The 22,898-nt window shown below is 40.8% G+C and carries 22 protein-coding genes; 9 read left to right on the top strand and 13 right to left on the bottom strand.

The window, feature by feature from the left end; translation table 11 throughout:
* Positions 1 to 78 precede the first annotated feature (78 nt).
* A complete protein-coding gene (locus CGB83_RS00605; protein WP_100074022.1) occupies positions 79 to 591 on the bottom strand; it encodes an FKBP-type peptidyl-prolyl cis-trans isomerase in 513 nt (170 codons plus the stop codon).
* Between the two features lie 243 nt (positions 592 to 834).
* Complete coding sequence (locus tag CGB83_RS00600) at positions 835 to 1,215, bottom strand: Fur family transcriptional regulator (RefSeq protein ID WP_100074021.1); 381 nt, start codon at positions 1,213 to 1,215, stop codon at positions 835 to 837.
* 110 nt (positions 1,216 to 1,325) lie between these two features.
* Between CGB83_RS00600 and CGB83_RS00595 the strand changes: the two genes are divergently transcribed.
* Both CGB83_RS00595 and CGB83_RS00590 read left to right on the top strand, forming a co-directional pair.
* Positions 1,326 to 1,817, top strand: coding sequence for a RidA family protein (locus tag CGB83_RS00595; protein ID WP_335621870.1), 492 nt, complete (start codon positions 1,326 to 1,328; stop codon positions 1,815 to 1,817).
* A 141-nt stretch (positions 1,818 to 1,958) separates the two neighbouring features.
* Complete coding sequence (locus CGB83_RS00590; protein ID WP_100074020.1) at positions 1,959 to 2,867, top strand: NAD(P)/FAD-dependent oxidoreductase; 909 nt, start codon at positions 1,959 to 1,961, stop codon at positions 2,865 to 2,867.
* A 309-nt stretch (positions 2,868 to 3,176) separates the two neighbouring features.
* On the opposite strand, the gene CGB83_RS00585 is transcribed toward CGB83_RS00590, so the two are convergent.
* Positions 3,177 to 4,250 (bottom strand): branched-chain amino acid aminotransferase, encoded by a 1,074-nt coding sequence (locus CGB83_RS00585; protein WP_100074019.1) that lies wholly within the window; start codon positions 4,248 to 4,250, stop codon positions 3,177 to 3,179.
* A gap of 84 nt (positions 4,251 to 4,334) precedes the next feature.
* On the opposite strand from CGB83_RS00585, the gene mnmC2 reads away from it, so the two are divergent.
* Together mnmC2 and CGB83_RS00575 are read left to right on the top strand one after the other, a co-directional pair.
* On the top strand, positions 4,335 to 5,009 hold the full coding sequence (gene mnmC2 / locus CGB83_RS00580) for a tRNA (5-methylaminomethyl-2-thiouridine)(34)-methyltransferase MnmC2 (RefSeq protein ID WP_100074018.1): 675 nt from the start codon (positions 4,335 to 4,337) through the stop codon (positions 5,007 to 5,009).
* 237 nt (positions 5,010 to 5,246) lie between these two features.
* Positions 5,247 to 5,663 (top strand): NUDIX hydrolase, encoded by a 417-nt coding sequence (locus CGB83_RS00575; RefSeq protein ID WP_100074017.1) that lies wholly within the window; start codon positions 5,247 to 5,249, stop codon positions 5,661 to 5,663.
* 19 nt (positions 5,664 to 5,682) lie between these two features.
* Here CGB83_RS00575 and CGB83_RS00570 read toward each other — a convergent pair whose 3' ends face one another.
* Entirely contained in the window at positions 5,683 to 6,387 is a 705-nt protein-coding gene (locus CGB83_RS00570; RefSeq protein ID WP_100077433.1) for a DUF4294 domain-containing protein, read from the bottom strand.
* 51 nt (positions 6,388 to 6,438) lie between these two features.
* Between CGB83_RS00570 and chrP the strand changes: the two genes are divergently transcribed.
* Entirely contained in the window at positions 6,439 to 7,512 is a 1,074-nt protein-coding gene (chrP, locus tag CGB83_RS00565; protein WP_100074016.1) for a chryseobasin maturation metalloprotease ChrP, read from the top strand.
* A 92-nt stretch (positions 7,513 to 7,604) separates the two neighbouring features.
* A complete protein-coding gene (gene rpe, locus CGB83_RS00560; RefSeq protein ID WP_100074015.1) occupies positions 7,605 to 8,255 on the top strand; it encodes a ribulose-phosphate 3-epimerase in 651 nt (216 codons plus the stop codon).
* A gap of 399 nt (positions 8,256 to 8,654) precedes the next feature.
* Here the strand turns inward: rpe and CGB83_RS00555 are convergent, their stop codons facing one another.
* The 7 genes from CGB83_RS00555 to CGB83_RS00525 all read right to left on the bottom strand — a co-directional run bounded on the left by CGB83_RS00555 (position 8,655) and on the right by CGB83_RS00525 (position 15,882).
* On the bottom strand, positions 8,655 to 9,071 hold the full coding sequence (locus tag CGB83_RS00555) for a nucleoside-diphosphate kinase (protein ID WP_100074014.1): 417 nt from the start codon (positions 9,069 to 9,071) through the stop codon (positions 8,655 to 8,657).
* A gap of 497 nt (positions 9,072 to 9,568) precedes the next feature.
* A complete protein-coding gene (gene rsgA, locus CGB83_RS00550) occupies positions 9,569 to 10,495 on the bottom strand; it encodes a ribosome small subunit-dependent GTPase A (protein ID WP_100074013.1) in 927 nt (308 codons plus the stop codon).
* Positions 10,496 to 10,616: 121 nt separating this feature from the next.
* Complete coding sequence (locus CGB83_RS00545; protein WP_100074012.1) at positions 10,617 to 11,696, bottom strand: chorismate mutase; 1,080 nt, start codon at positions 11,694 to 11,696, stop codon at positions 10,617 to 10,619.
* A 374-nt stretch (positions 11,697 to 12,070) separates the two neighbouring features.
* Positions 12,071 to 12,592 carry a hypothetical protein gene (locus tag CGB83_RS20415; protein WP_228420031.1) on the bottom strand — a complete coding sequence of 174 codons (522 nt, stop codon included), beginning with the start codon at positions 12,590 to 12,592 and terminating at the stop codon, positions 12,071 to 12,073.
* A gap of 80 nt (positions 12,593 to 12,672) precedes the next feature.
* Positions 12,673 to 13,764 carry a DNA polymerase III subunit gamma/tau gene (gene dnaX / locus CGB83_RS00535; RefSeq protein WP_100074011.1) on the bottom strand — a complete coding sequence of 364 codons (1,092 nt, stop codon included), beginning with the start codon at positions 13,762 to 13,764 and terminating at the stop codon, positions 12,673 to 12,675.
* Positions 13,765 to 13,865: 101 nt separating this feature from the next.
* Entirely contained in the window at positions 13,866 to 14,501 is a 636-nt protein-coding gene (locus CGB83_RS00530) for a TetR/AcrR family transcriptional regulator (RefSeq protein WP_100074010.1), read from the bottom strand.
* A gap of 625 nt (positions 14,502 to 15,126) precedes the next feature.
* Positions 15,127 to 15,882: a response regulator transcription factor gene (locus CGB83_RS00525; RefSeq protein WP_100074009.1), complete on the bottom strand. Its 756-nt coding sequence runs from the start codon at positions 15,880 to 15,882 to the stop codon at positions 15,127 to 15,129.
* 161 nt (positions 15,883 to 16,043) lie between these two features.
* On the opposite strand from CGB83_RS00525, the gene CGB83_RS00520 reads away from it, so the two are divergent.
* Together CGB83_RS00520 and CGB83_RS00510 are read left to right on the top strand one after the other, a co-directional pair.
* On the top strand, positions 16,044 to 16,619 hold the full coding sequence (locus tag CGB83_RS00520) for a DUF1349 domain-containing protein (protein ID WP_418219573.1): 576 nt from the start codon (positions 16,044 to 16,046) through the stop codon (positions 16,617 to 16,619).
* Positions 16,620 to 17,213: 594 nt separating this feature from the next.
* Positions 17,214 to 17,630, top strand: coding sequence for a hypothetical protein (locus CGB83_RS00510; protein ID WP_100074006.1), 417 nt, complete (start codon positions 17,214 to 17,216; stop codon positions 17,628 to 17,630).
* A gap of 89 nt (positions 17,631 to 17,719) precedes the next feature.
* Here the strand turns inward: CGB83_RS00510 and CGB83_RS00505 are convergent, their stop codons facing one another.
* Positions 17,720 to 19,450 (bottom strand): FAD/NAD(P)-binding protein, encoded by a 1,731-nt coding sequence (locus tag CGB83_RS00505; RefSeq protein WP_100074005.1) that lies wholly within the window; start codon positions 19,448 to 19,450, stop codon positions 17,720 to 17,722.
* A 144-nt stretch (positions 19,451 to 19,594) separates the two neighbouring features.
* On the opposite strand from CGB83_RS00505, the gene CGB83_RS00500 reads away from it, so the two are divergent.
* A complete protein-coding gene (locus CGB83_RS00500; protein ID WP_100074004.1) occupies positions 19,595 to 20,086 on the top strand; it encodes a CinA family protein in 492 nt (163 codons plus the stop codon).
* 8 nt (positions 20,087 to 20,094) lie between these two features.
* Here the strand turns inward: CGB83_RS00500 and CGB83_RS00495 are convergent, their stop codons facing one another.
* Complete coding sequence (locus CGB83_RS00495; protein ID WP_157761260.1) at positions 20,095 to 22,893, bottom strand: COG1470 family protein; 2,799 nt, start codon at positions 22,891 to 22,893, stop codon at positions 20,095 to 20,097.
* Positions 22,894 to 22,898 lie beyond the last annotated feature (5 nt).

Here is a 22,898-nt window from a genome sequence, read left to right as displayed (position 1 = left end):
TTTTTTATAAATTGGTGTACAACTCATCAGCGAAACACTTGCCGCTGCCAGAATTATATTTTTGTTAAACAATTTCATTTATAATGCTTTTAATTTTATGATCAGGGGAATGTCGTTATCTATTTTTTTCTCATCTCCGTATGTACCGTACGCCAGAGCAGACGGAACCAACAGGGTAACTTCCTCGCCATCATGGATATACCGCAAAGCATTTTCTACCGCTTTCAGTTCATCAAAGTGTCCGAACTTGGCTTCTCTCCGTTCAATAGGTTGGTCATAGATCTTGGTCTGGTCAAAATCATAAAGATCATAAGAATAGGAGATCAGCGTATTGTCTTCCCTTCTTGCTCTTCCGCTGAAATCCTGTGCGTTCACCCAGTAATTAAGCGGCATAGCATAGAATTTTACGGGCTGGGTCGCGATCCATTCCTGGATCTGTCTCCGCTCCGTAGCATTCAGGTTCTTCATCCTTTCCCTGGAAATATCAAGATCGCTGCGGCTCAGGACGCCTCCTACAGGAGGGTGTGTTTCGGCAGCTTTCCGGTTGCAGCCGGTAAGCAGGAGAATGGATAAGAAAACAATGTTTTTCATAGGTGGTGCGAAAATACACATTTCAGGAATCAATTACAAAAACAATGACTTTAAAATAATAACCAGGCAGCAAAAATCTTTTTCTCACATCACCAAAGATAAATCTACGGACCAGCACTTTGCGGAGAATAAAAGTGTAAAACAAGCAGGACTTAACTCCTGTATTCCCTATGTTACTCCTGGTTTCATTAATAAGAAATTGCTTTCCTAAACGCAATTTTCTCCCTGATGAAGGTTGAGCTATTATTTCCCCGAGCAACGCTTACAAAGTCCTGTGAGGATGCAATTCACACTTTCTACACGGTAACCGCCGGGAACTGAGAAATGAACGGCTTCCGGCAGGCATTCAATAGTCTGGCAATGGGTGCATCGAAAATGAAAATGATTGTCCGTAAAACTATTTTCGTCACACTTTATACAGACTGCAAAATACTGTTTGCCATCTTCGGCAACTATTTTATGGACTACTCCATCTTCACAAAAGCGGTTCAGTACTCTGTATATCGTAGCCCTGTCCATTGGTACATCAATCTTTTCCTCGATAGCATCACGACTCATCGCTTTCCCCGCTTTTACCAATAGTTCCAGGACTGCTGCTTTGGACGGTGTGTTTCTGCGTTTCATCTTTTTATTGTTCTTCTGCAAATTTAATGCAAATTATTCGCATTTAATTAATGCAAAAATGTTGCATTAAAGAAAACTTATTTATCTTTGTGTCAAATACATTAAAGATTATGAACACACACATCCGATCTGCAAAAACCGCTCTCAGGGCAACAGCTCCCCTGCTGTTATCCCTTCTTTTCCATAGTTGCTCTCAGGAGCCTCAAAAAGCCGACAGGACGACCAATGAAATTGAAAAGACGGAAAGGCCTGACTACTTTCTCCTCCGTCCCAAATTAGAAAAAACGTATGGTTATACTCAGGCCGTCAGAGTGGGTAATCTCGTAAAAATAGGAGGCATCATCAGTATTGACGAGAAAGGAAATCCCACTGCAAAAAACGACTATCGGCAACAAATGAAAAATTGCTACGCAAGCCTGGATAAAATATTAAAACATTATGGCTGTACTTATGACGATGTCATACTTGAAAATATCTATACAACCAATATGGGAGAGCTTCATAAAAATGCTTCTTACAGAAAGGAAATTTACAAAAAAACACTTTCCTACAGGAAGCTGGATTGGCGTCAAGGAACTTGGGATGCCCGAAATCATGGTTGAAATTGAATTAGAAGCTTTAATACTTAAAAAATAATCAAATTAAACGGGTAATCATCAGACAGGAATCCTTACAACAGGGAATGTTCATACTAACCCTAATGGTTCTGCCTTTCTGTTAACCAAATTTAAAAATTCAACAGTATGACAAATCATAAAAATCTAGATGTAATCATTATCGGCGGAAGTTACGCGGGGCTATCAGCAGCAATGGCTTTAGGACGTTCCATGCGCGATGTTTTAATTATTGATAACGGTATGCCCTGTAACCGCCAAACACCACATTCACATAATTTCATCACCCAGGATGGAGTAAAACCCGGTGAAATAGCTGAAAAAGCCAGAGCCCAGGTTTTGAAATACGATACGGTACAATTTCTTAACGGTTTTGCCGTGAGTGGAACCCAAAACGAGAATGGTTTTCAAATTACCATTGAAACCGGCGAAACATTGGCATCGAAAAAACTCATTTTCGCCACAGGGATAAAAGACATAATGCCTGATATTAAAGGGTTTTCAGAATGTTGGGGCATATCCCTGATCCATTGTCCGTATTGCCATGGATACGAATTCAGCGGGCATACAACAGGAATTATGGCAAACGGAGAAAAAGCATTTCACCTAAGCTCGTTGGTTAATAATCTGACCGATAACATTACCATTCTACCCCAGGGAAAAGCCGAATTCAATGCTGGACAAACGGCAAAACTGAACAACCACAATATAAATGTTGTAGAAGATAAAATTACAGAAATAGAACATGAAAACGGACAGCTTAAAAATGTAATTTTTAAAAACGGGAAAAAAATGAGTTTTGATGTCGCTTATTCATCGGTTCCGTTCCGGCAACATTCTGACATTCCTGTTTCTTTAGGCTGTGAGCTTACCGAGCAGGGTTACATCAAGATTGATAATTTTCAGAAAACAACAGTCAGGGGAGTTTTTGCCTGTGGAGATAATTCAGCCATGATGCGTTCTGTTTCTTACGCCGTTTCTTCAGGTGGAATTGCAGGAAGTATGGCAAATCGAGAACTGACTGATGAACAGTTCTGAAATGCTAACACATATGAGAATGAAGATAAAAACCGACTTTAATAGCCGGTTTTTTGCTTATCAAATGTATTGTTGTCTGATCATTGTATATTAACCGGTAGTATCACTTTCTTTATTACCGGAGGTCTCCGTAATCCGGGTATCTGAAGCATTCCTATTCTGCTAGGTCAAAATGCCGTCTTTTATGTGTTTCATACAAACAAAAAGCTGTCTCATAAATAAAACCTTCTCTAAGAATCGTTTCAGGAGATTCTCTGAGTGTATTTTACTTTTGAGACAGCCTTATGATGATAAAGTCGTTATATAACCTTATACTGTTTCAAGGATGTTTTTTTCTACCAGCACCCTCCATCCGAACGGATCTTCTGAAAGGTTGCTCTGCAAGTCAACCAAGTCTTTTTTAAGCTGTGCCGCATAGCTCTCTTCATCAGAAAGCTGAGGAAGGGAAAGCTTTTCACCTTTATATCCTAATGCCTGGAAGATTGTTGTTACCACTGCTGTTCCTACACCCCATACTTCTTTCAGCGTACCGTTTTTCTGGGCTTCGATAACGTCAGTAACTTTAATAGGCTCTACTCTTACATCTATTCCTCTCCTTTTTGCCAATTGGATAAAACTGTCTCTGGTAACACCGTCCAGGATTTTTTCGGAAGTCGGAGGGGTATAAATCGTATCGTTGATTCTTACGAATACGTTCATCGTTCCGCTTTCTTCAAAATAATCATGAGTCGCATCATCGGTCCAGATGATTTGCTCATAGCCTTCTTCAATAGCCAGTTGGGTAGGGTAAAAAGAAGCGGCATAATTTCCTGCTGCTTTGGCAGAACCTACTCCTCCGCTTGCAGCTCTTGAATAATGATCTGAAATTTTCACGGAAACCGGTTCGGTGTAATAGCTTTTTGCCGGTGTCGCTACAATAGCAAACATATATTTGTTCGCTATTCTCGCTTTAAGCGCTTCTTCGGTAGCGAAAATCAGGGGTCTGATATACAGGGACATTCCTTCCCCGTCCGGGATCCAGTTTCGGTCGATATCCACAAGAGCTTTAAGTCCGTCGATGAACATCTCTTCCGTAACTTCCGGCATCGCAAGACGTTTTGCTGATTTATTGATACGTTCAAAATTCTTTTCAGGCCTGAAAAGGAAAACCTGCCCGTCCTTATCTTTATAAGCTTTCATTCCTTCGAAACAAGCCTGTCCGTAATTTACCCCCATCATAGCAGGTGTAAAAGGGATCGGACCGTACGGTACTAATTTTACATCGCCCCATGTTCCATTCTCATACTCACAGATGATCATGTGATCAACAAAAGTATTTCCAAATGAAAAGTTATCCGGGTCGAATGCAGAAATTCTGGAGTTTTCAGTTTTTTGAATTATCATTTCTAAAATTTTTTATGATGTTCCACAAATTTAACATAATTTTCCAAATATAAAAATTTTGGAGTAAATTTGACAAAAAATAGATTGAAAAGAGAAATAAAGACCACGAATGACGGCAGCAAAACACTGTTTATCAATGAATTGAATGAAAATTACCATTCACATCACGGAGCGCTACAGGAAGCGGAACATGTGTTTATTAAAAACGGAATGAATCTGATTAATGATTACGAAATTAATATTTTAGAACTGGGTTTTGGTACAGGTCTAAATGTTTTGGTAACAATTAATGAATATTTAAAAACTGACAAAAATCATGTCATCCATTATTTTTCCCTTGAAAAATATCCGGTAAATGAATCAGAAGTAAATGATCTCGCCTATTTTGAACTCTTTGATAACCCTGAATTCAAAAATATTTATCATAAAATTCATGATGCGGAATGGGAAAAACCGGTGGAAATCATTACAGGCTTTTACCTTCATAAAATCCAGTGCGACTTTTTCGACCTGAAAACCATCGATTTACCGAAAATAAACCTGGTTTACTATGACTGCTTCGGTGCGAGGGTTCAACCGGACTTATGGGAAAAGCCCCTATTTGAACTGGTTGCTGACAAAATGAGCATGAACGGATTATTAACAACCTATTCATCCAAAGGCAGCGTACGCAGGATCCTTCAGGAGCTCGGTTTCACAGTGGAAAAAAAACAGGGCCCTCCCGGGAAAAGGGAAATGATCAACGCAGTGAAGTTATGAGCAATAGGTAATGAATGATAATTGATAATTGATGAGTGATGAATAATACTTACATATTACAAGAGGTATAAGCGATACATTATACATTATACATTATACATTATACATTATACATTATACTATATATATTATCATAAAGACATGAAGACGTAAATACATAAATACGTGAATACAACAATACCACTACCACCCCACTTTAATCATTTTTACGTATTTTAGCCTTACAAAATAGGACATATGATAGACAACATCAACATCAGGGTATATGCCTGCGTTGTAAAAGACCAGAAAGTACTGACCTTATTTGAAGAATATGCCGGTGAGCCACTGATGAAATTTCCGGGCGGCGGATTAGAATATGGCGAGGGAGTACTGGATTGCCTTCACCGTGAATTTGACGAGGAACTTAATGTAAAAATTGATATTGTAAGCCACTTATATACGCAGGAACATTTCCTGGTGTCAAGGTTTAAAGAAAATGAACAGCTGCTGACGATTTATTATCTGGTTGACATCTTGAATGAAGAAGATTTCCTGATCCTGGATCCATGTATTGAAAAAACGGAATGGATTGATATCAACAGGGAGGATAATCCTTTTGTACTTCCGGTAGATAAAATTGTCTTCGATAAATTAAAAGAAAAATTCCTGTAATGCTACAGGAATTTCTTTTTTATTTTCTGACTCTGAAATCACTGGCCCCCGGATAAGGCTGAAGGTACCCTGAATTCCAGTTGGACTGCAACAGGGATTCCAGGAATTCATCCGTACGGTTCACATGAGGATTATACTGGTCCTTAAGATCGATATCAGCCATCTTTCCTTTTACATTCCACCAGAAAGCGCTCCATCCCCCTCTCAGTTCCTTGATAATTTCATAGACGTTTTTGCCGGTAGCCCGGTTCATCAGCTTCCCAAATATCTGCCCTTCCGTAGTGGTAAGGTCTCTCAGCTGTTTTTCATACTGGTCGGCAAGCATTTTCTGCCGGTCCTTCATGAACTGCCTTTTGGTTTTGCTGTCCATGTTCGACATATCTTTACGGATATCCCTGTACTGCTGTAAGGCGGTCAGGAATAAAGGGTATACCCGGTATAATTTTTTATTGAGAAAATAATAGTAATTCCTGTCCAGTTGGTTATTGAACCTGGGCTTGTTCAGCAGGACCAGCTCATCCATTACCACCACTGTTTCACCGTTTATTTCGTAGATTTTAGCCTTCTGCTTTTCATCGTAGTAATACTTGTTTCCGAATTCATCTGTTTTTAGCAGCTCCTGCGGATATTGGTTCAGCGGCCTGGCAATGACAGAATCCCGTTGCCCGAAAACGCATGCGCTAAAAAACAGCATGAAAAGGCAGGTCATCTTATTAAAATTCATTATTTTTACATTCATAATAACAAATATTCATATCAAAAATCATTCCTTCTTATGAAATTTGAAAAGAAATCTTTAGGATTTTTACAAAACTACCTAAACACGTCATCACCAACCGGTTACGAGCATCAGGGACAGAAAATATGGATGGATTATATCCGGCCTTATGTGGATAAAGTAGAAGTGGATCATTACGGAACCTGTTACGGAATCATCAATCCTGAAGCTGAATTTAAAGTGGTTATCGAAGCTCACGCTGATGAAATTTCCTGGTATGTCAATTATATTACCGATGATGGTCTTATCTATGTGATCCGGAACGGAGGGTCAGACCAGACCATCGCACCGTCCAAAGTAGTCCATATCCATGGAGAGAAAGGAGTGGTAAAAGGCGTTTTCGGATGGCCGGCTATCCATACCCGAACCAATCAGAATGAGCCTGTTCCTAAAATCGAAAATATTTTCATCGACTGCGGCGCTACCTCAAAAGAAGAAGTTGAGGAGCTTGGTATTTTTGTAGGCTGCATGATTACGTATCCTGATGAGTTCTTTGAAATGAACGACCGGTATTTTGTATGCAGGGCACTGGATAACAGGATCGGCGGATTTATGATTGCCGAAGTAGCCAGGCTTTTAAAGAAAAACGGGAATACCCTTCCTTTCGGGCTGTACATTACCAATTCGGTACAGGAAGAGGTTGGCTTGTACGGTGCAGACATGATTGCCGATACCATCAAGCCTAATATCGCGATCGTGACAGATGTTACCCACGATACCAGTACCCCGATGATCGAGAAGAAAAAAGAAGGGGACCAGAAATGCGGGAACGGCCCTGTTGTTTTCTTTGCCCCAAGCGTTCACCATACCATCCGGGAACTGATCATTGAAACCGCAAAAGAAAAAGAAATTCCATTCCAGAGGGCAGCGGCCAGCCGGGCTACAGGAACCGATACGGATGCATTTGCGCATTCCAACGGCGGTGTCCCGAGTGCTTTAATATCCCTGCCTTTACGGTATATGCATACTACGGTAGAAATGGTAGCCAAAGAAGATGTAGGCAATGTGATCCGGCTTATTTATGAAACACTGCTGAAGATCCAGCCGGAAATGAAGTTGAAATACCACTAAAATAATTGATAACTGATGAATGATGACGGAGACAGCGATAGGGATTATCAGTATGTATAAGATTTAATTTAAAGTAAACGATAAAAAGTAAAATGAAAACAAAGCTTATTGCTCCTTCCCTGTTAGCCGCAGATTTCGGTAATCTCCAGAGAGATATAGAGATGGTTAACCAGTCACAGGCAGACTGGTTCCACGTGGATGTTATGGACGGAAGGTTTGTCCCGAATATTTCATTCGGTTTCCCGGTGATGAAAACGGTACAGCAGCACGCAAAAAAATTTGTCGATGTCCACCTGATGATTGTAGAACCGGAAAAATATGTGGAGGAATTCATTGATCACGGTGCTGACCTGGTATCCGTACATTATGAAGCCTGTATACATCTTCACAGAACCATCCACCATATCCAGAGCAAAGGAGCGAAGGCAGGTGTCGTATTGAATCCTTCCACCCCTGTTTTATTGCTCGAAGATATTATTGCAGATGTGGATCTGGTGCTCCTGATGAGCGTAAATCCGGGATTCGGAGGACAGAAATTCATTGAGAATACGTACAAAAAGATTTCTGAGACCAAAGACCTCATCCTCAGCAACAATTCCACAGCCCTGATTCAGATTGACGGAGGGGTGAACCTGGATAATGCCTCAAAACTTTTCGAGGCCGGAGCGGATGTCCTGGTAGCCGGAAATGCTGTATTCTCTGCTGAGAATCCTGAAAAGACGATCGAACTTTTAAAGATCTGATCTTTTTTATACCATCGTAATAAAATAAAAGGCAGCCGGGTGGCTGCCTTTTTCTTGTGTAGAGTAGTAGAATTAAGTTTACATGGTTATCAATCTATGATAAGATTGAATGCTTATATGTTGTTTCTTGTGGTACAAAGATGCAGATTTGATCTGAAAGGCACATCCGTAGAAATACGTAATTTCTATATTACGTGTTTATCCTCTATACGGTTAAGAGAAAAACAGGGATGCCAGATCATTTTCATAATAGCATGTGGACGTCCGAGAAAAATGTGAATTATACAGCTGTTGTCACCTGTATGTCATTTTGACACGGGGAAATCAGGATAAACAACCTGTCAATACGTCACAAAAAAACCGGGAAAATTCCCGGCTCTTTTATCGTATAGGATATTCTTAAAATATCTCTCTTCCTGAAAAATGGAATTGTGCTTCGATCAATGCATTCTCATCAGAATCTGATCCGTGGACTGCATTCTCCCCTACACTTCTGGCGAACATCTTTCTGATGGTTCCTTCAGCTGCATCCGCAGGATTGGTAGCTCCGATCAATGTTCTGAAATCTTCTACTGCATTATCTTTTTCCAATACTGCCGCTACGATTGGCCCTGAGCTCATAAATTCTACCAGTTCCCCATAGAAAGGTCTTTCTGAATGTACTTCATAGAATTTTTTAGCATCAGCAACAGTAAGCTGTGTCAGTTTCATTGCTTTGATTCTGAAACCTGCCTCAGAAATCTTTCCCAGTATTGCCCCAATGTGTCCGTCAGCAACTGCATCAGGCTTAATCATCGTGAATGTAATGTTAGACATAAATATAGTATTTTTTAATGGCGCGAAATTACAAAAAAATACGCTTAATTTTATTTAATTTTTCACAACATGAAAATAATTTAAATTTTATCGAAAATAAAAATTTTTTGGCACAGTAATTGTTTATTCTATTCCGATTCTCATGTTTAATTTGAGTTTTCATGGTTATTAGTTTTTACCCAGCTTCGGCTGGGTTTTTTATTTCAGCAGATTTGTATATCCTTATTATATAATAGCATACAGAATCAGTTCAGCAAAATCGGTCAGAATAAAATCAGACAGAGAAAAAACGGATTGCAGATTAAGTCTGCGGATTAAAAACAGAAAAGGTGCTGATTTCTCAGATGCATACAGATATGGCAGCGAGAAATCATCATGGAAAGTGGAATACGCGAAACTTTTATTAGGCAGTTCACAGTATTCTACGCTAAACCAAATTGAAAAATCCCTTAGATTCCAGGACTGTCTTCAGCAAGTACATTGTAGATTATATCCCCTTATTTCTGCACTGCCTCTTCCGCTTCATCCATCAGTTTGATGTAAGTAGCATACCGGGATTCAAAAATGTCTCCGGTTTCCAGGCCGGCAATCACGGCACATTTGGGTTCGTTGATATGAAGACAGTTGTGGAATTTGCATTCTTCCCTTTTTTTGAATATTTCCGGGAAATAATGCTGCACCTCCTCTTTTTTGATATCGATCATCGCAAATTCACGCACTCCGGGAGTGTCGATGACATTACCGCCAAAATCCCAGAAATACATCTGGGCAAAAGTAGTGGTATGCTTACCTTTGAGGTGCGTATCCGATATTTCTGAAGTTCTGAGATTAAGACCGGGTTGAAGTGCATTAACAAGGGTGGATTTACCACATCCGGAATGCCCGAAGAACACGGATGTCTGATCCCTGAGCAGGTCCTGCAAGCGGTCAAGGTGGAGCCTGGTATAAGAAGAGATTTCTAACGTTTTATAGCCAATATTTTGATAGAGGAATTCAATGTCCTTCACCATTTCAGCCTCTTCTTCATTAAGGACATCCATTTTATTGAACAGGATCAGTGGTGTAATATTATAGGCTTCACAACAGGCCAGAAAACGGTCCAGGAACCCTAAAGATGTTTCCGGATGTTTCAGCGTAAAAATAAAACAGGCCAGATCAATGTTGGAAGCAATGATATGCGCCTCCTTGGAAAGGTTGACCGATTTCCGGATCAGGTAATTCCTGCGCGGTTCTATTTTAGTGATCCAGGCAATATCATCTTTCTCCAGCTGGAATTCCACATGATCACCCACAGCAAGAGGATTGGTAAGCCGGGTTTTCAGGAGTTTGAATTTCCCGCGAATCCTGGCTTCAAAAATGGCATCTGTTTCCAGATCGAGGACCTGATACCAGCTTCCTGTAGATTTGATGATTTTTCCTTTCATATTTTACAGGTACAAATATAGGAAATTAGAAGATAGTAATCACGGCAGAAAACCTGAATATAAGGGCAAGCATCCTTTCTCCGGTGATTTTCTGCCGTGACATCTGATTTTGGTCAACCGTTTACCGATCGATCATGATATTGTTCTGAACCTCGATCGATTCTTCATGGATCGCTTTGAACAGTTTTTCCATAAACTCCTGGGACATCCCGGTCTCACCTGCTTTCTGCCTTGCATATTCAGTGATGACTTTCCACCGTTCCGGCTGGAAGATGGCGATATCGTTTTCCTTTTTCAGCTTTCCGATTTTTTCAGAAACCTTCATTCGCTGGGAAAGAAGTTCGATCAGCTGGAAGTCGATATCTGAAATCAGTGTCCTGTGCCGGCCCATCTCATCTTCAAAACCTGCCATTTCCGTAGTTCTGATCTTAAGGTTGGAAATCAGGTCGGCAAGCACTTCCGGCGTAATCTGCTGGGAGGCATCGCTCCATGCTTCATCAGGATTGCAGTGGCTTTCTATGATGGCTCCCTGGTATCCTACATTGAGGCCCTCTTGGGTAATATCTGCCAGCCCTGTCCTGTTACCGCAGATATGGGAAGGATCGATCAGCATCGGGATATTGGGGAACTGGCTTTTAAAATCCAGTGCAATCTGCCAGTTGGGATTGTTCCTGTATTTGGTCTTCTGATACGTTGAAAACCCTCTGTGAATAGCACCCAGTTTTGTAATACCTTGTCCCAATAGCCTTTCCAATGCCCCAATCCATAAAGCAAGATCCGGATTCACAGGGTTTTTCACGAATACCGGTTTATCCACACCTCTCAGCGCCATAGCGATTTCCTGGACCGTAAAAGGGTTCACGGTAGAGCGGGCACCGATCCACAGGACATCAACATCCGCTTCAAGAGCGGCAAATACGTGATGGGCATTGGCTACTTCCGTTGCTGTTTTGAATCCGTATTCTTCTTTTACTTTTTTCAGCCAGTTCAGTCCGATCACCCCTACGCCTTCAAATCCATTCGGCTTGGTCCTCGGTTTCCAGATCCCGGCACGGAATACCGGTACGGGAGCTCCGCTTTCTTTGATCCTGCGGGCCGTTTCCAACATCTGAGATTCACTTTCAGCACTGCAGGGCCCTGCAATCATCATCGGTTGCGGAAATTCATTGATCCAATCGCTGCTTAATTCTTTTAAATTCATATTTGTCTGTTATTTTTAAATTAATGTCAATAGTATAGTGATTATAAACTTACTTTATAATTCTTTTCAAAAAATGCCGTTAAAAATTATTTAATGAATGCGGAATAGCTGAAGGTATATTCCTGTATTTTTTGAGAAAGAAAAATCAGTTAGCAATACCAGTAAAAACGGTAATACGTTCTGAAATTTCTGTGATAGGCAGTGAAAAAGCTAAATCGTCCGCTAAAATTATTAGCGGAAGCAAAACCGGAGTGGTTTTCAGCGGACTGATATGATATCAATGTTGTATTCACCTGAGTAGGGCCGTCTGGACGGCTTGTCCGGAACAGTTTTTTTATGATCCGGATCAAATTATCCGACAAATATATAAAAAATTATGACAAATCAAACTTCATCAGGTTATCAAGTTCTTTAAGCAGCGGGTTTTTTTCAGCCAGTTTCTCAAAAATCTTTCTTTTGGTCATCACTTCAACCTTAAGATTTTCAAAATCACGGTGGTATTCTATCCTGATCATGTAGTTATGAACTTTTCTTTTGAAATGGTTGAAGAATTCCCCGCTTATTTTATCAAACTCAGCTTTGGCCGAATCCGAAGGATAGAGCACGCGTACCGTATGTTCTTCAGCCTTAACAAGGCTGAAACCTTTGATCGCATTGAAAGCAAAAGGGTCTTTGGCCTGTACCTGTTTGAGAAAGAGCTTCCACTCCATCTGAAGGTCTGTTTCGGTAAAATGGCTTTGAGGAAGGTTTTCATCTTTGACCACAGTCTCTTCCTGTTTTTCCTCTTTGTCTTCTTTATTGAGAAAAGAACTGATGCTGAAGCCGGAAGAAATGGCCTGTCTTGATAAAGGTTTTGTGGTTTTCTTAACGACCACTTCACTCACCTCTTCCACCACAGGTTTTTCCTGAGGCTTTTCTTTTATCTCAATTGGCTTTTCCTGGATTTTCGGTTGTGCAGCTTCAACAGGATGTGGCGCTAGGATGAAAAACTTTTTTTTTTTGAAATATCTGCACCGGCCGTAAGGGAAGCCAGCTGCATGAGGGCGATCTCAACAGTCAGCCTCGGATTTTTGGAATTTTTATAGTTGATATCCGCATGGTTGCAGATTTCAATGGCATCCACAAGCTGCTGGGCACTCCATTTTGCTGCCTGTTCTACGAATTTGGCTTTTGTTTTTTCACCAACTTCGATAAGGTCCATGGTAGATGCATTCTGAGCCATCATCAGATCCCTGAAATGGTTTCCAAGTCCGGCAATAAAGATGTGCGAATCAAAGCCGCGCTTTACGATTTCATTGAATGCAGAAAGCACTTCCGGAATCTTGTTTTCCTTTGCGAGATCAACAATGTTCAGGTATTGGTCATAATCCAGGATATTCAGCACTTCTGCGGCTTTTGCCAGTGTAATATTCTTCTGGGAGAATGTGGAAAGACGGTCAAAGATCGATAAGGCATCCCTTAACGCCCCATCAGCTTTCTGGGCTATAAGATATAAGGCATCATCTTCATAACGGATATTTTCTTTTGAAGCAATCTCTTTTAAATGATCCTGAATACCTTCGATGGTAATCCTTTTGAAATCATAAATCTGGCACCTTGATAAAATCGTTGGGATGATTTTATGCTTCTCGGTCGTAGCCAGGATGAAAATAGCATGGGAAGGCGGTTCTTCAAGCGTTTTCAGAAAAGCATTGAATGCTGCGGAAGACAACATATGCACCTCATCAATAATGTATACTTTATATTTGCCTACCTGTGGCGCAAAACGCACCTGGTCTATGAGTTCCCTGATGTCATCCACAGAGTTGTTGGATGCGGCATCAAGTTCATAAATATTATAGGCAAATCCGTCTTCTGAAACAGAGCCGTCCTTTTCATTGATTTTTCTCGCGAGAATCCTGGCACATGTGGTTTTACCCACACCTCGGGGACCGCAAAAAAGCAGTGCCTGTGCCAGCTGATTTTCTCCGATTGCATGCTCTAGAGTATCCGTAATATGGGATTGCCCGACAACGGTGTTGAATTCCTGTGGGCGGTATTTCCTTGCAGATACTATAAAATTTTCCATTGGTCAAAAATAAGGAATAAAGTTTTAATCTGAAAGTTTTAGGTTTTCAAATTTTGCATAAACATTAATCTTCATTTAATGAGAAACTGATGCTTTATTAATTATTTATTTCTTCTTTTTTCGTACGCTGAATCTATGATCTCTTCAATTGCCATTTCGATTTCCCTTCTTCCTGCCTCCGTTTTCAGATCGATTCCGCAAAACTTACTGGCGTTATGTCCGGTATACATATTAAGATAATAAGCGCCTGAAACCAACAATGCAGCAATAGCCCTGTAACGCGTAGCATCTTCCCCAAAATGAGGATCAATAGCCGTAAATAACTCTTCTCCTACTTCTTCTCTTTCATCAGCAATTTTTTTTAGGATAGGCTTGGATTCAGATAGTCCCCAAAGGATGATCTTCTGAAGCTCTTTATTTTTTTTAAGTCTATCGTACTGAGCAATGACCGCCATCTTGGAAAGTTCCTGACCTCCGTCTGACATATCGATTTCAATAGGTTGCTGATCCAGCCTGCTCCAATAATCCTGGGAGCGGATGTATTCGTCAATCAGTTTTTCCGTGCTTCCGAAATACTCGTAGATGAGTTTTTTATCAAACCCGGCTACTGCAGCGATCTTACTCACCTTCAGTCCGGAATACCCCTTAACCCTTAAAATTTTTCCTACTGCAGCAAGCAGTTTCTGTTTTGTTTTTTCTTTATCCCTGATGGGACCTTGTACAACTTTTCTTGGCATTTCTCTTTATTTATTTTAATACGCAGTTCATTCTTTTTTTGTACTCAGAATCTATCGGCTAAAGTACAAATAATTTAGTGAATTATTTAATGTTTTACTGATGATTTATACCACACTTACCTATAATATTTCACTTTTCAGACCCTATTTTTATTTTGGTTAATGGGAACTTTTTGAGGATGTCCTCAAAGGCATTTCAGGGTCTTATCCAAATGCTGCTCCCGATGGGTAGCCATGCTACTCATCCTGATGCGTGTATCGTTCCTTGCCAAAGCAGGGTAAATGATGGGATTGGTGTAATTATGTGCTCTAAAAGCCTGCCTACATCACCTGTTACGTGAGGGTTACCGATTGTTACCGGAATTATAGCAGAACAGGAAGTAGCTGTATCTAATTCTATGCCATTAGATTACTTTTTTAAATATTTATGTTCCGGCCAAGTTGATCGCGCCATTGAGGCTCTTCATCAATGAGCTCTAAAGCTTTAGCACTGCCCATGGATGATAGCTGTGCAGTAGCCGAAAAGCACCTTCTACCGGAACCTGATGAATATTGCTTTACGAGGATGTCAATTTCTTTGACCGCGGCAATATCGCCATCCTTTGAGATTACTTTAAAAAAGGCTTCAGGGCAGCTGTGTATATACTGCTTCAATAGAATTTTTCACCCTGAGCTTTTCAAGAATATTCTGTCGGTGGCGGCTGACGGTATTGATGCTAATGGAAAGGGATGCTGCTATTTCTTTGCTGGTATGCCCTTCTCCGATATATCTTAAAATTTCCATTTCCCTTGCGGTAAGAATGTTGCCATAATCCAGGCTGTCTTCTGAAATGATATGGCCGGTGAGGCTGTCGATAATTAAAAACCCAGGTCTGAATACTTTATCTGTACATTTAACCTCTATATTGTAAAGGCATAAGGCAAACCGGAGGTTGTGGCTAACCGGGGAGTAAACATAGAACATCCTGTGCCGGATTCCGATGTACCCGGAATCGTCTCCCATCATACGGATCCTGGAAGAGACATAGTATGGCGCATGTTCTGTAAACTGAATGCTTTGAAGGCAGTTAAAAAACCGCAGTTCATGGACGTACTTTTTAAGCCTGTCCTCCGGATGTATCTTGTTGATAATCTCATCTTCCCAGATGGAATCTATTTCCACGGGAACCCGCGCAAGGTTCAATCCCAGCTTCTGAGAGGTTCCGGACCCGTACACAAAGCTTTTCTTGGACTGCATGTCACTGAGGACCACCATCGCATTTTCCATGCGTGAATACATGAGTGCCATTTGCTTATAGGCGGCGATGTCCAAAGGACAGTTTTCACCTCCGGTGCGGTTATCATTCAGCAAAGTCCGGTTCAGGGTATCAAGGATCTCCATAAAATGGTTATTTATCAGTATTGACGAAACAGTATAAGCAGTTTAATTTTGTAAAATTAATCATTTTATATACACGTATGTTAAGATCAGCAATACAAAGGATCATTATTTCAGCAGTTTTATGCTCATCCGGCTCCGGCTTTGCGCAAACCCTTGAAAAAATGACCTGGTTCAATGAACCGTCAAAATGGGAAGTTAAAAACAACACCCTTTCCATGTTTGTCACTCCGCAAAGCGACTACTGGAGGATTTCACATTATGGCTTCACAGTAGATGACGCACCGTTTTATTATGGTACTTACGGCGGGGAGTTTGAAGCTAAAGTAAAAATAACAGGCCAGTACAAAGCCCGATTTGACCAGATGGGTCTGATGCTGAGGATCGATAAGGAAAATTACATCAAAGCAGGAGTTGAGTTTGTAGACGGAAAATACAATTTAAGCACAGTGGTAACCCACCATACCAGTGACTGGAGCGTGATTACCCTGGATAAAGCCCCGCCGGCAGTGTGGATCAAAGCAGTACGGAGGCTTGATGCTGTTGAAATCTTCTATTCCTTTGATGACAAAACATATATTATGATGCGCAATGCCTATCTTCAGGACAATACTCCGGTAATGACGGGACTGATGGCAGCCTGCCCGGACGGACAGGGATTCAACGCCGTGTTCGAACATTTCACAGTAAAACACCTTCCCGATCAGCGCCGCCTCCAGTGGCTGGAAGACCATAAATAGCCATCCTGCAGATAAAAGCAGGCAATGAGAGCTAATGAACCGGGAATAATGGTGATACGCCGAAGAAGAACAACAGGTTTAATATAAAGGAATCTGAACAGAGAAAGACTGAAAGCATATTATTGGGAACTTACTTTCCAGCCTTATCATATTTGCATTTTTAGAATCTATCTTCGGCGGTGTCAGATCATCTGAGTCATCCCATCAAAACACAGTATTTGTGAGAGCTCATAAGAACACTGCAAAAATAAGCCTGTTTATTGAACTGAGAAAATAATTACTGTAGAATTAAATCAACAGTATGTAGAAATTTTTCTACAAAAAATACATCAAAAAACCATTTAGAAAGTATATTAAACTCCTTCTCAATTACCCATCCCTTGCTGAAACTTGCAGATACGGATGGGTATTTCATTACTGTACAGATCCAATCAATACTATTTTGTGGATCGACTTGCATCCAGGATAATGTTATTTATTATTAACAGTACATTTATTTATTTTCCATCAAATAGTATCTCAGGCATAATATTTGTAACTAAACATAATATAAAACCAACTCAATTACTTAACTCCATCTTAACACAGAATATTATGAACGTTGCTGATTTAAAAATTGAAAATCTTGTTGAATACAGGAATGATACTTTCAGGATTACTGAAATCTTCCAGAATCATGAAAAGGATTATTTTGTACGAATTGAAAATGATATTCGCAGTGTTTCGGTTCCGGCAGAATCTATCAGACCGATCCAGATTACAGAAGAATGGCTTGAAAAATTCGGTTTCATGAGAACGTATGCATCCGAACAGAGAATACGTTACGAGAGACCAGAACCTTTTATCAAATACGATATCGACCTGAATTCGAGAAAAATCGTAGAAGGATTAAAGATTTATGGAAATTCAATTAAATGTAAATACATCCATGAATTCCAGAATATCTTCTCATGTCTTTTTGGAAAAGAACCTGCTGTGATGAATTATGATATGTTACAGACTGGATCTTAACATTATCTTAATCATTACAACAAGACCCGCAGCTCAAATCTGCGGGTCTTGTTGTTTTTATATATCCTTATCCTTTATCGCTCAATATTTTAAAGCAGCACTTCATTAAAGCTTTTTTTCAATGCTTTTACCACCACTCTTCCTGCAGTATCACAGAAATCAAGTCCGGAATAATCAGGATTCAATCCCCCAATGTATGGTACAGCCATAATAAATAGGCCTTTTGCAGGGTAGCCATAATAATCAAGAGCCTGAAAATAATCATTGATATTCAACCCTTTTACCCTCAGGTAGTAATTTTCCTGATCGGCTTTGATAATATTCGTATGATCCTTTTCATAGCTTTCCTCACCATGTTCAGGACTTCTGAAGCGCAGATACCCGGAACTGATCATCCCACTGTCTTTTAACCCTTCAAAAGGCACCTGATTGAATTCTATTGGCTGCTGACCAATAGCATCAATGTACATTCTGAAATGCTCCTGTTTTTCTTTTCCTTCATCATCTGTATAATGATAAATCCCTCCCTCTTCGTTATGAGGTTCAACATGGCTCTTCTCATCTACATCAATAAGGCTGATCTTTCCGGCATTATACAACGCAATCAGCTCACGGTAGGATGACTGTGGAAGGGACGCAATAATAATTGAGATCAGTGGCATCAGGGTTTTGCGTAACCTGAGCATATCTTCAGCAGAGAAATGTTTTGCAGGATAATTAACGGCGTAGCTGAATGCTGAAAGTGCTTCTTTCCAGGTGACGGACTGATGCCTTCTGATGGATTTTTCCGCTTCTGCATATTCTGCCTTGAAGAGTTCAAAACCATCCAGCCTGTCACGGATTTCCATCATTTTTTCAACAAATTCTTCAATGCTCAATGCTCTGATGGTTTCATAAAAATCAGGATCCCGTTTCTGAAGCGGCTTCTTGAAATTAATTTCAAATACATAATCAAGATCCACAAACCCGTTATGGGATTTCTTATATTCATAAATGTCTTCCAGAGACATGATCCACCCCTCCGAATAAGCGCTTTCTTCCGAATGGAATCTCAGTGCCGGAAGATATCCTCCTAACGAAAACAGGCTGATGGAAAAATCCTCACTCCCTTTATTGGTGAAATACTGAACTTCATCACCTTTAGATTCAAAATAACCGTTATGTCTGGCAAGGGTTTTTACTGCATCTACCGCAGTTAATGATGTTCCCCTGATGGCAACCGGATGATTGGTAACTTCTGAAAATTTGGATGGAGGATACGGTGAATCATACCAGCCTTTGACTTTCTGCTCGTTGCGTTTGGGCCAGGAATGACCGGTACAGATGATCACATTTCCTACATGGTGACGATCCTCATTTTCTGTGACCACTTCAAAGGATTCTTCCTTTTCTTTTCTAATGATATCCACTACAGGCGAATTGGTAAAAACGCGGACATCAATCCCCATCTTTTTAGCTCTGGAAATATACTGACTAAACTGTTCTTCCAGGTAGTTACCCAATAAAAGCCTTGGGATTACCTGGTATTCATTAATACCGTGACCATCATAAAAGCCTTTGAATTCTATCGCCGGATGCCTGTTGATATAGATTACGAAATCCTCTGCGAGCTCAGGAAGTTCATTGGCCGATACATTTGCCACATGTTCTATACCGGCACCATATTTACCATATGGCATCCCGGCACCTAAGCGTTCGTTCTTTTCAAAAATGTAAATGGATTCCGGTTGTAATTTTTCTTCAACAATGTGTTTCATGATAAACAAAGATGCGGGTCCCCCTCCGATCAATGCTATCTTTCCAAAATATTTGTTTTTCATAGCGTTTTGTGGTATCTGAGGCAGTCCTTCAAAAGTTGTTCCTTTTTTATATATTTTTAGAAAATATGTAAATATTCAACCACAACATCATTATTTATGAATACTGGCTTAGTTATTGTATCCTGACCAATAATTACACACACCATGGAACTGAACCACCGACTGCTGAATTTCATTAATGATACCTTAACGACAGAACATGAAACAGTCTCTGTTGCTGAAAATATTACTTCAGGACTGCTTCAATTTTCTTTCGCTCAGATGCAGAATGCAAAGGATATTTTTAAAGGTGGTTTTACCTATACACAGAATAGCGACCATGTCCCGGAACTATTTAATCCGGAACCTGAACAGCATGACGGTCCTTCCTCCCATAGCATCGCAGAACGCATGGCCTTAAGTATTTCTAAGATTTTCAGGTCAGACTGGGGAATAGGAGTGCATGGAAACCTTATTTCTGATGGACTGAAGACGATACACGCCAACTATTGTCTTGCATACCGGAATGAGATTGTTCTTTCAAAAACCCTTGAACTGCACCCTAAAACCTCTTCGATGAGTGCCCAGATGTATTTTACTGAATTCATCCTGGGATGCCTGAATTGTGAGCTTAAGAAGCTGCTGATCCTGAAATAATATCACACTTACTCTTCACCGAACTTTTTCACCCGTATATTTTTCGTCTTTACCCTGATCATAAACGGATCAACACGTTGGATTTTTCCCGCCTGGATGTTTACCTCCACAGCAGTACGTTCACAGTAGGTATTGGCAGGCAGTGAATTCTGATTGAGTTCTATCTTGTAAACTCCCGATTCCAGAAAAGAAACAAATTCTCCATTATCATCCGTTACCGTACGCTGTAGCAGCCTGTCGTTTTTGTAGATGTTGAATACAATTCCGCCCGTCTTCGGACTGAATTCCAAAGCGGTCTTGGCATCATAATCATATAGGATGCTCCCCTGTACGGTCCCATTCTGATGCAGCGGAATATCCAGGGAATAGTTATACTTATTCAGTTCAACATTCACTTCATTATAGTACCAACCCTGCTGAATGATCTGTTTCATCGGGTACTTTCCGAACGGAACGGCATTATAGGACAGCATTCCCTCCTTATCCGTTTTAAAGGAAATGTTATTCAGCATGATCAGATAGCCCTCTGCAGGCTTATCACCTTCATCGTAAATATTATTATCATTATGATCAAAATAGACGAAAGCATGGATATTTCCTTTTTTGCCGGCATTCAGTGCGGAAGGCTCAAGTTGAAGAGTAACACCGGCTTCGATGGTAAAGATATTATTCCCGGTACTTCTTGAGGCATAGTTGAACCATGAGGAATTCAGGAATACACCATACCGTTCCCGGTTGTATTTAAGGTTGACAAAACCGGATGGTGATTTCCCGTACAGGAGGTCATCCGTATATGAAAGGCCTGAGTTGAAGATAAACTGATGGTCGAAAAATTCCTGGTTGACAAATGCTGAAAGGAATAGTTTTGTATAGGCACCCGACTGGTTAAAGATTTTCGAAAAAGCATATTCCGAAAGGTAATAGCTTCCGTACTGGTATGAAAAGCTTGCATTGAGCCACTTATAATTGTAATTTCCAACCGCTTTCATCTGGTATTTCGGACGTTGCAAGTCCGGATAGTTGACCAATCCGGCTTCAAGCCCCAATCCGGCTGAATGCTTAAGGTCGGAACTGGTCCAGTTCAGGTATTCCGTTAGCCTCCTGGATACGAGCTGCTTTGATTCCTGGTTCAAGGTGGTATCAAAAAAATTATTGTAGGTATTTGACTTTTCCTGCTGGTACTGAAAACTGACTCCAAGCCCGAAATTTCCTTTCCGGGGGAAGTTCAGCCCTGCATCAAATCGCGTACTGTTGGATTGCAGGTTGCTGTTTAAGAAGTAATATTTCGGGGAAAAATCGGAGATGGTAAAGTTACCGTATACCGAATATTGCTTAAATACCTGAGCAGAAACATTCTGCTGTACCTGAAGCACCCCTCTGCGGTTCCCCGGATAATAATCTGAGCTGTAAAAATAGCTCCCGTTAAGGTTTATCTTTTTAATGATCCCGGAATACTGGGATTCTACCGCAAGAGAGGGCTTGACCACGCGGAGGTCCTGATAGGAGCTCAGGCCGCCGTAAACCCTTCCGTTCATTCTCCAGTCCTTATTAAAAGCATACCGGAAATCTGAACCTGCCAGATTATGGTCTGCATGTTCGTAGGGGTCATTCCGGAAAACGTACCCTGCGGAGATGCTTTGTTTGTCATTTTGTTCGCCCACTGCACCGCGTGCATAAAAGCCATAGCCATATTTCAGGAAAGAGTTCTTTTCTATGAGGCTGAAGGTCTGGTCTACAAATCCTATTTCCAGTTTTTTATTATGGTCCGGTGTCGTATAGCTGTATTCGGCTCCTCTTCCGAACAGGGACATTTCCATCAGCCTGCTGACATTCCCTACCGTAAAAGTATTGCCTCCGCGATGATAGGAAATATAAGTATTATTGACAATCGGATCATTCTGATTATTGATGGTATACATATTCGCCCTGGCAAAGAGATAGCCGGACCGCAGATTAAAACCACCGGAACCCGCAAGCTGGTACATATTGGAGGTCTCCCCTATCCGCCTGTAGCTTGCCGTGATGGAATTTTTAGTGTAATTGGCAAAGTCATTGTTCTGATACCGGTACCGCTGGGTAGAGGATACATTCTGGATGGATATGGAAGCATTACCGAAAATTTCTTTGTCCGGTTCCCTGAATGCCGCAACATTGATGATGAATTCCGGATTTTTAAGCATATGGGCAGTAGGCATGAACCGGACCATAAATACCGTATCCTTCTGTACGTCGATGCTTCCTTTCTGCTCCGTGAACAGGTTACCCTGAGCGGCATCGGGAACTTTGAAAACGACCGTTACATCCTGTTTCTTATTCCCCAGGTTCGCAACCCTTGTCCGCACAACAATAGAATCATGTTCATTACTGATGAAGATGACCGGATTTTCCGCAATAATCCTCATGGTTGTATTTTCAGCGACCTGATACTCTATCTGCTTACGTTCTATAATCCTGCCCTGCAGATCCCTGAGATCAAAAACAATATTGGAAAGTCCTGAAACCGCATTATTGGTCACAACGATCTTTACCGGCAGAAAAGCGCTTTCACCCGGACCGAGATCGGCCTCCATATCCGTGTCCATAATATTCCTGAAGCCGGCAGGTACGGAAATATGCACATGCCCTTTGAAACGGCTGCTTCCCTGATTTTTCAGCATAACAGTAAGATCAAGGATCCCGGATCTGTCTTTGCCGGTTTCATTACGGATGTCCATACTAATCCCAGAAAGGCTTTGTGCAGAGATCAGGACACACGAAAGCAGTGCAAAAAATACAATTATTATGTTCCTGAAAGGATGAACGGGCATTCTGG

Source organism: Chryseobacterium camelliae (assembly GCF_002770595.1).
Taxonomy (GTDB): Bacteria; Bacteroidota; Bacteroidia; order Flavobacteriales; family Weeksellaceae; genus Chryseobacterium; species Chryseobacterium camelliae.
This window is presented reverse-complemented; position numbering and strand designations above follow the sequence as displayed.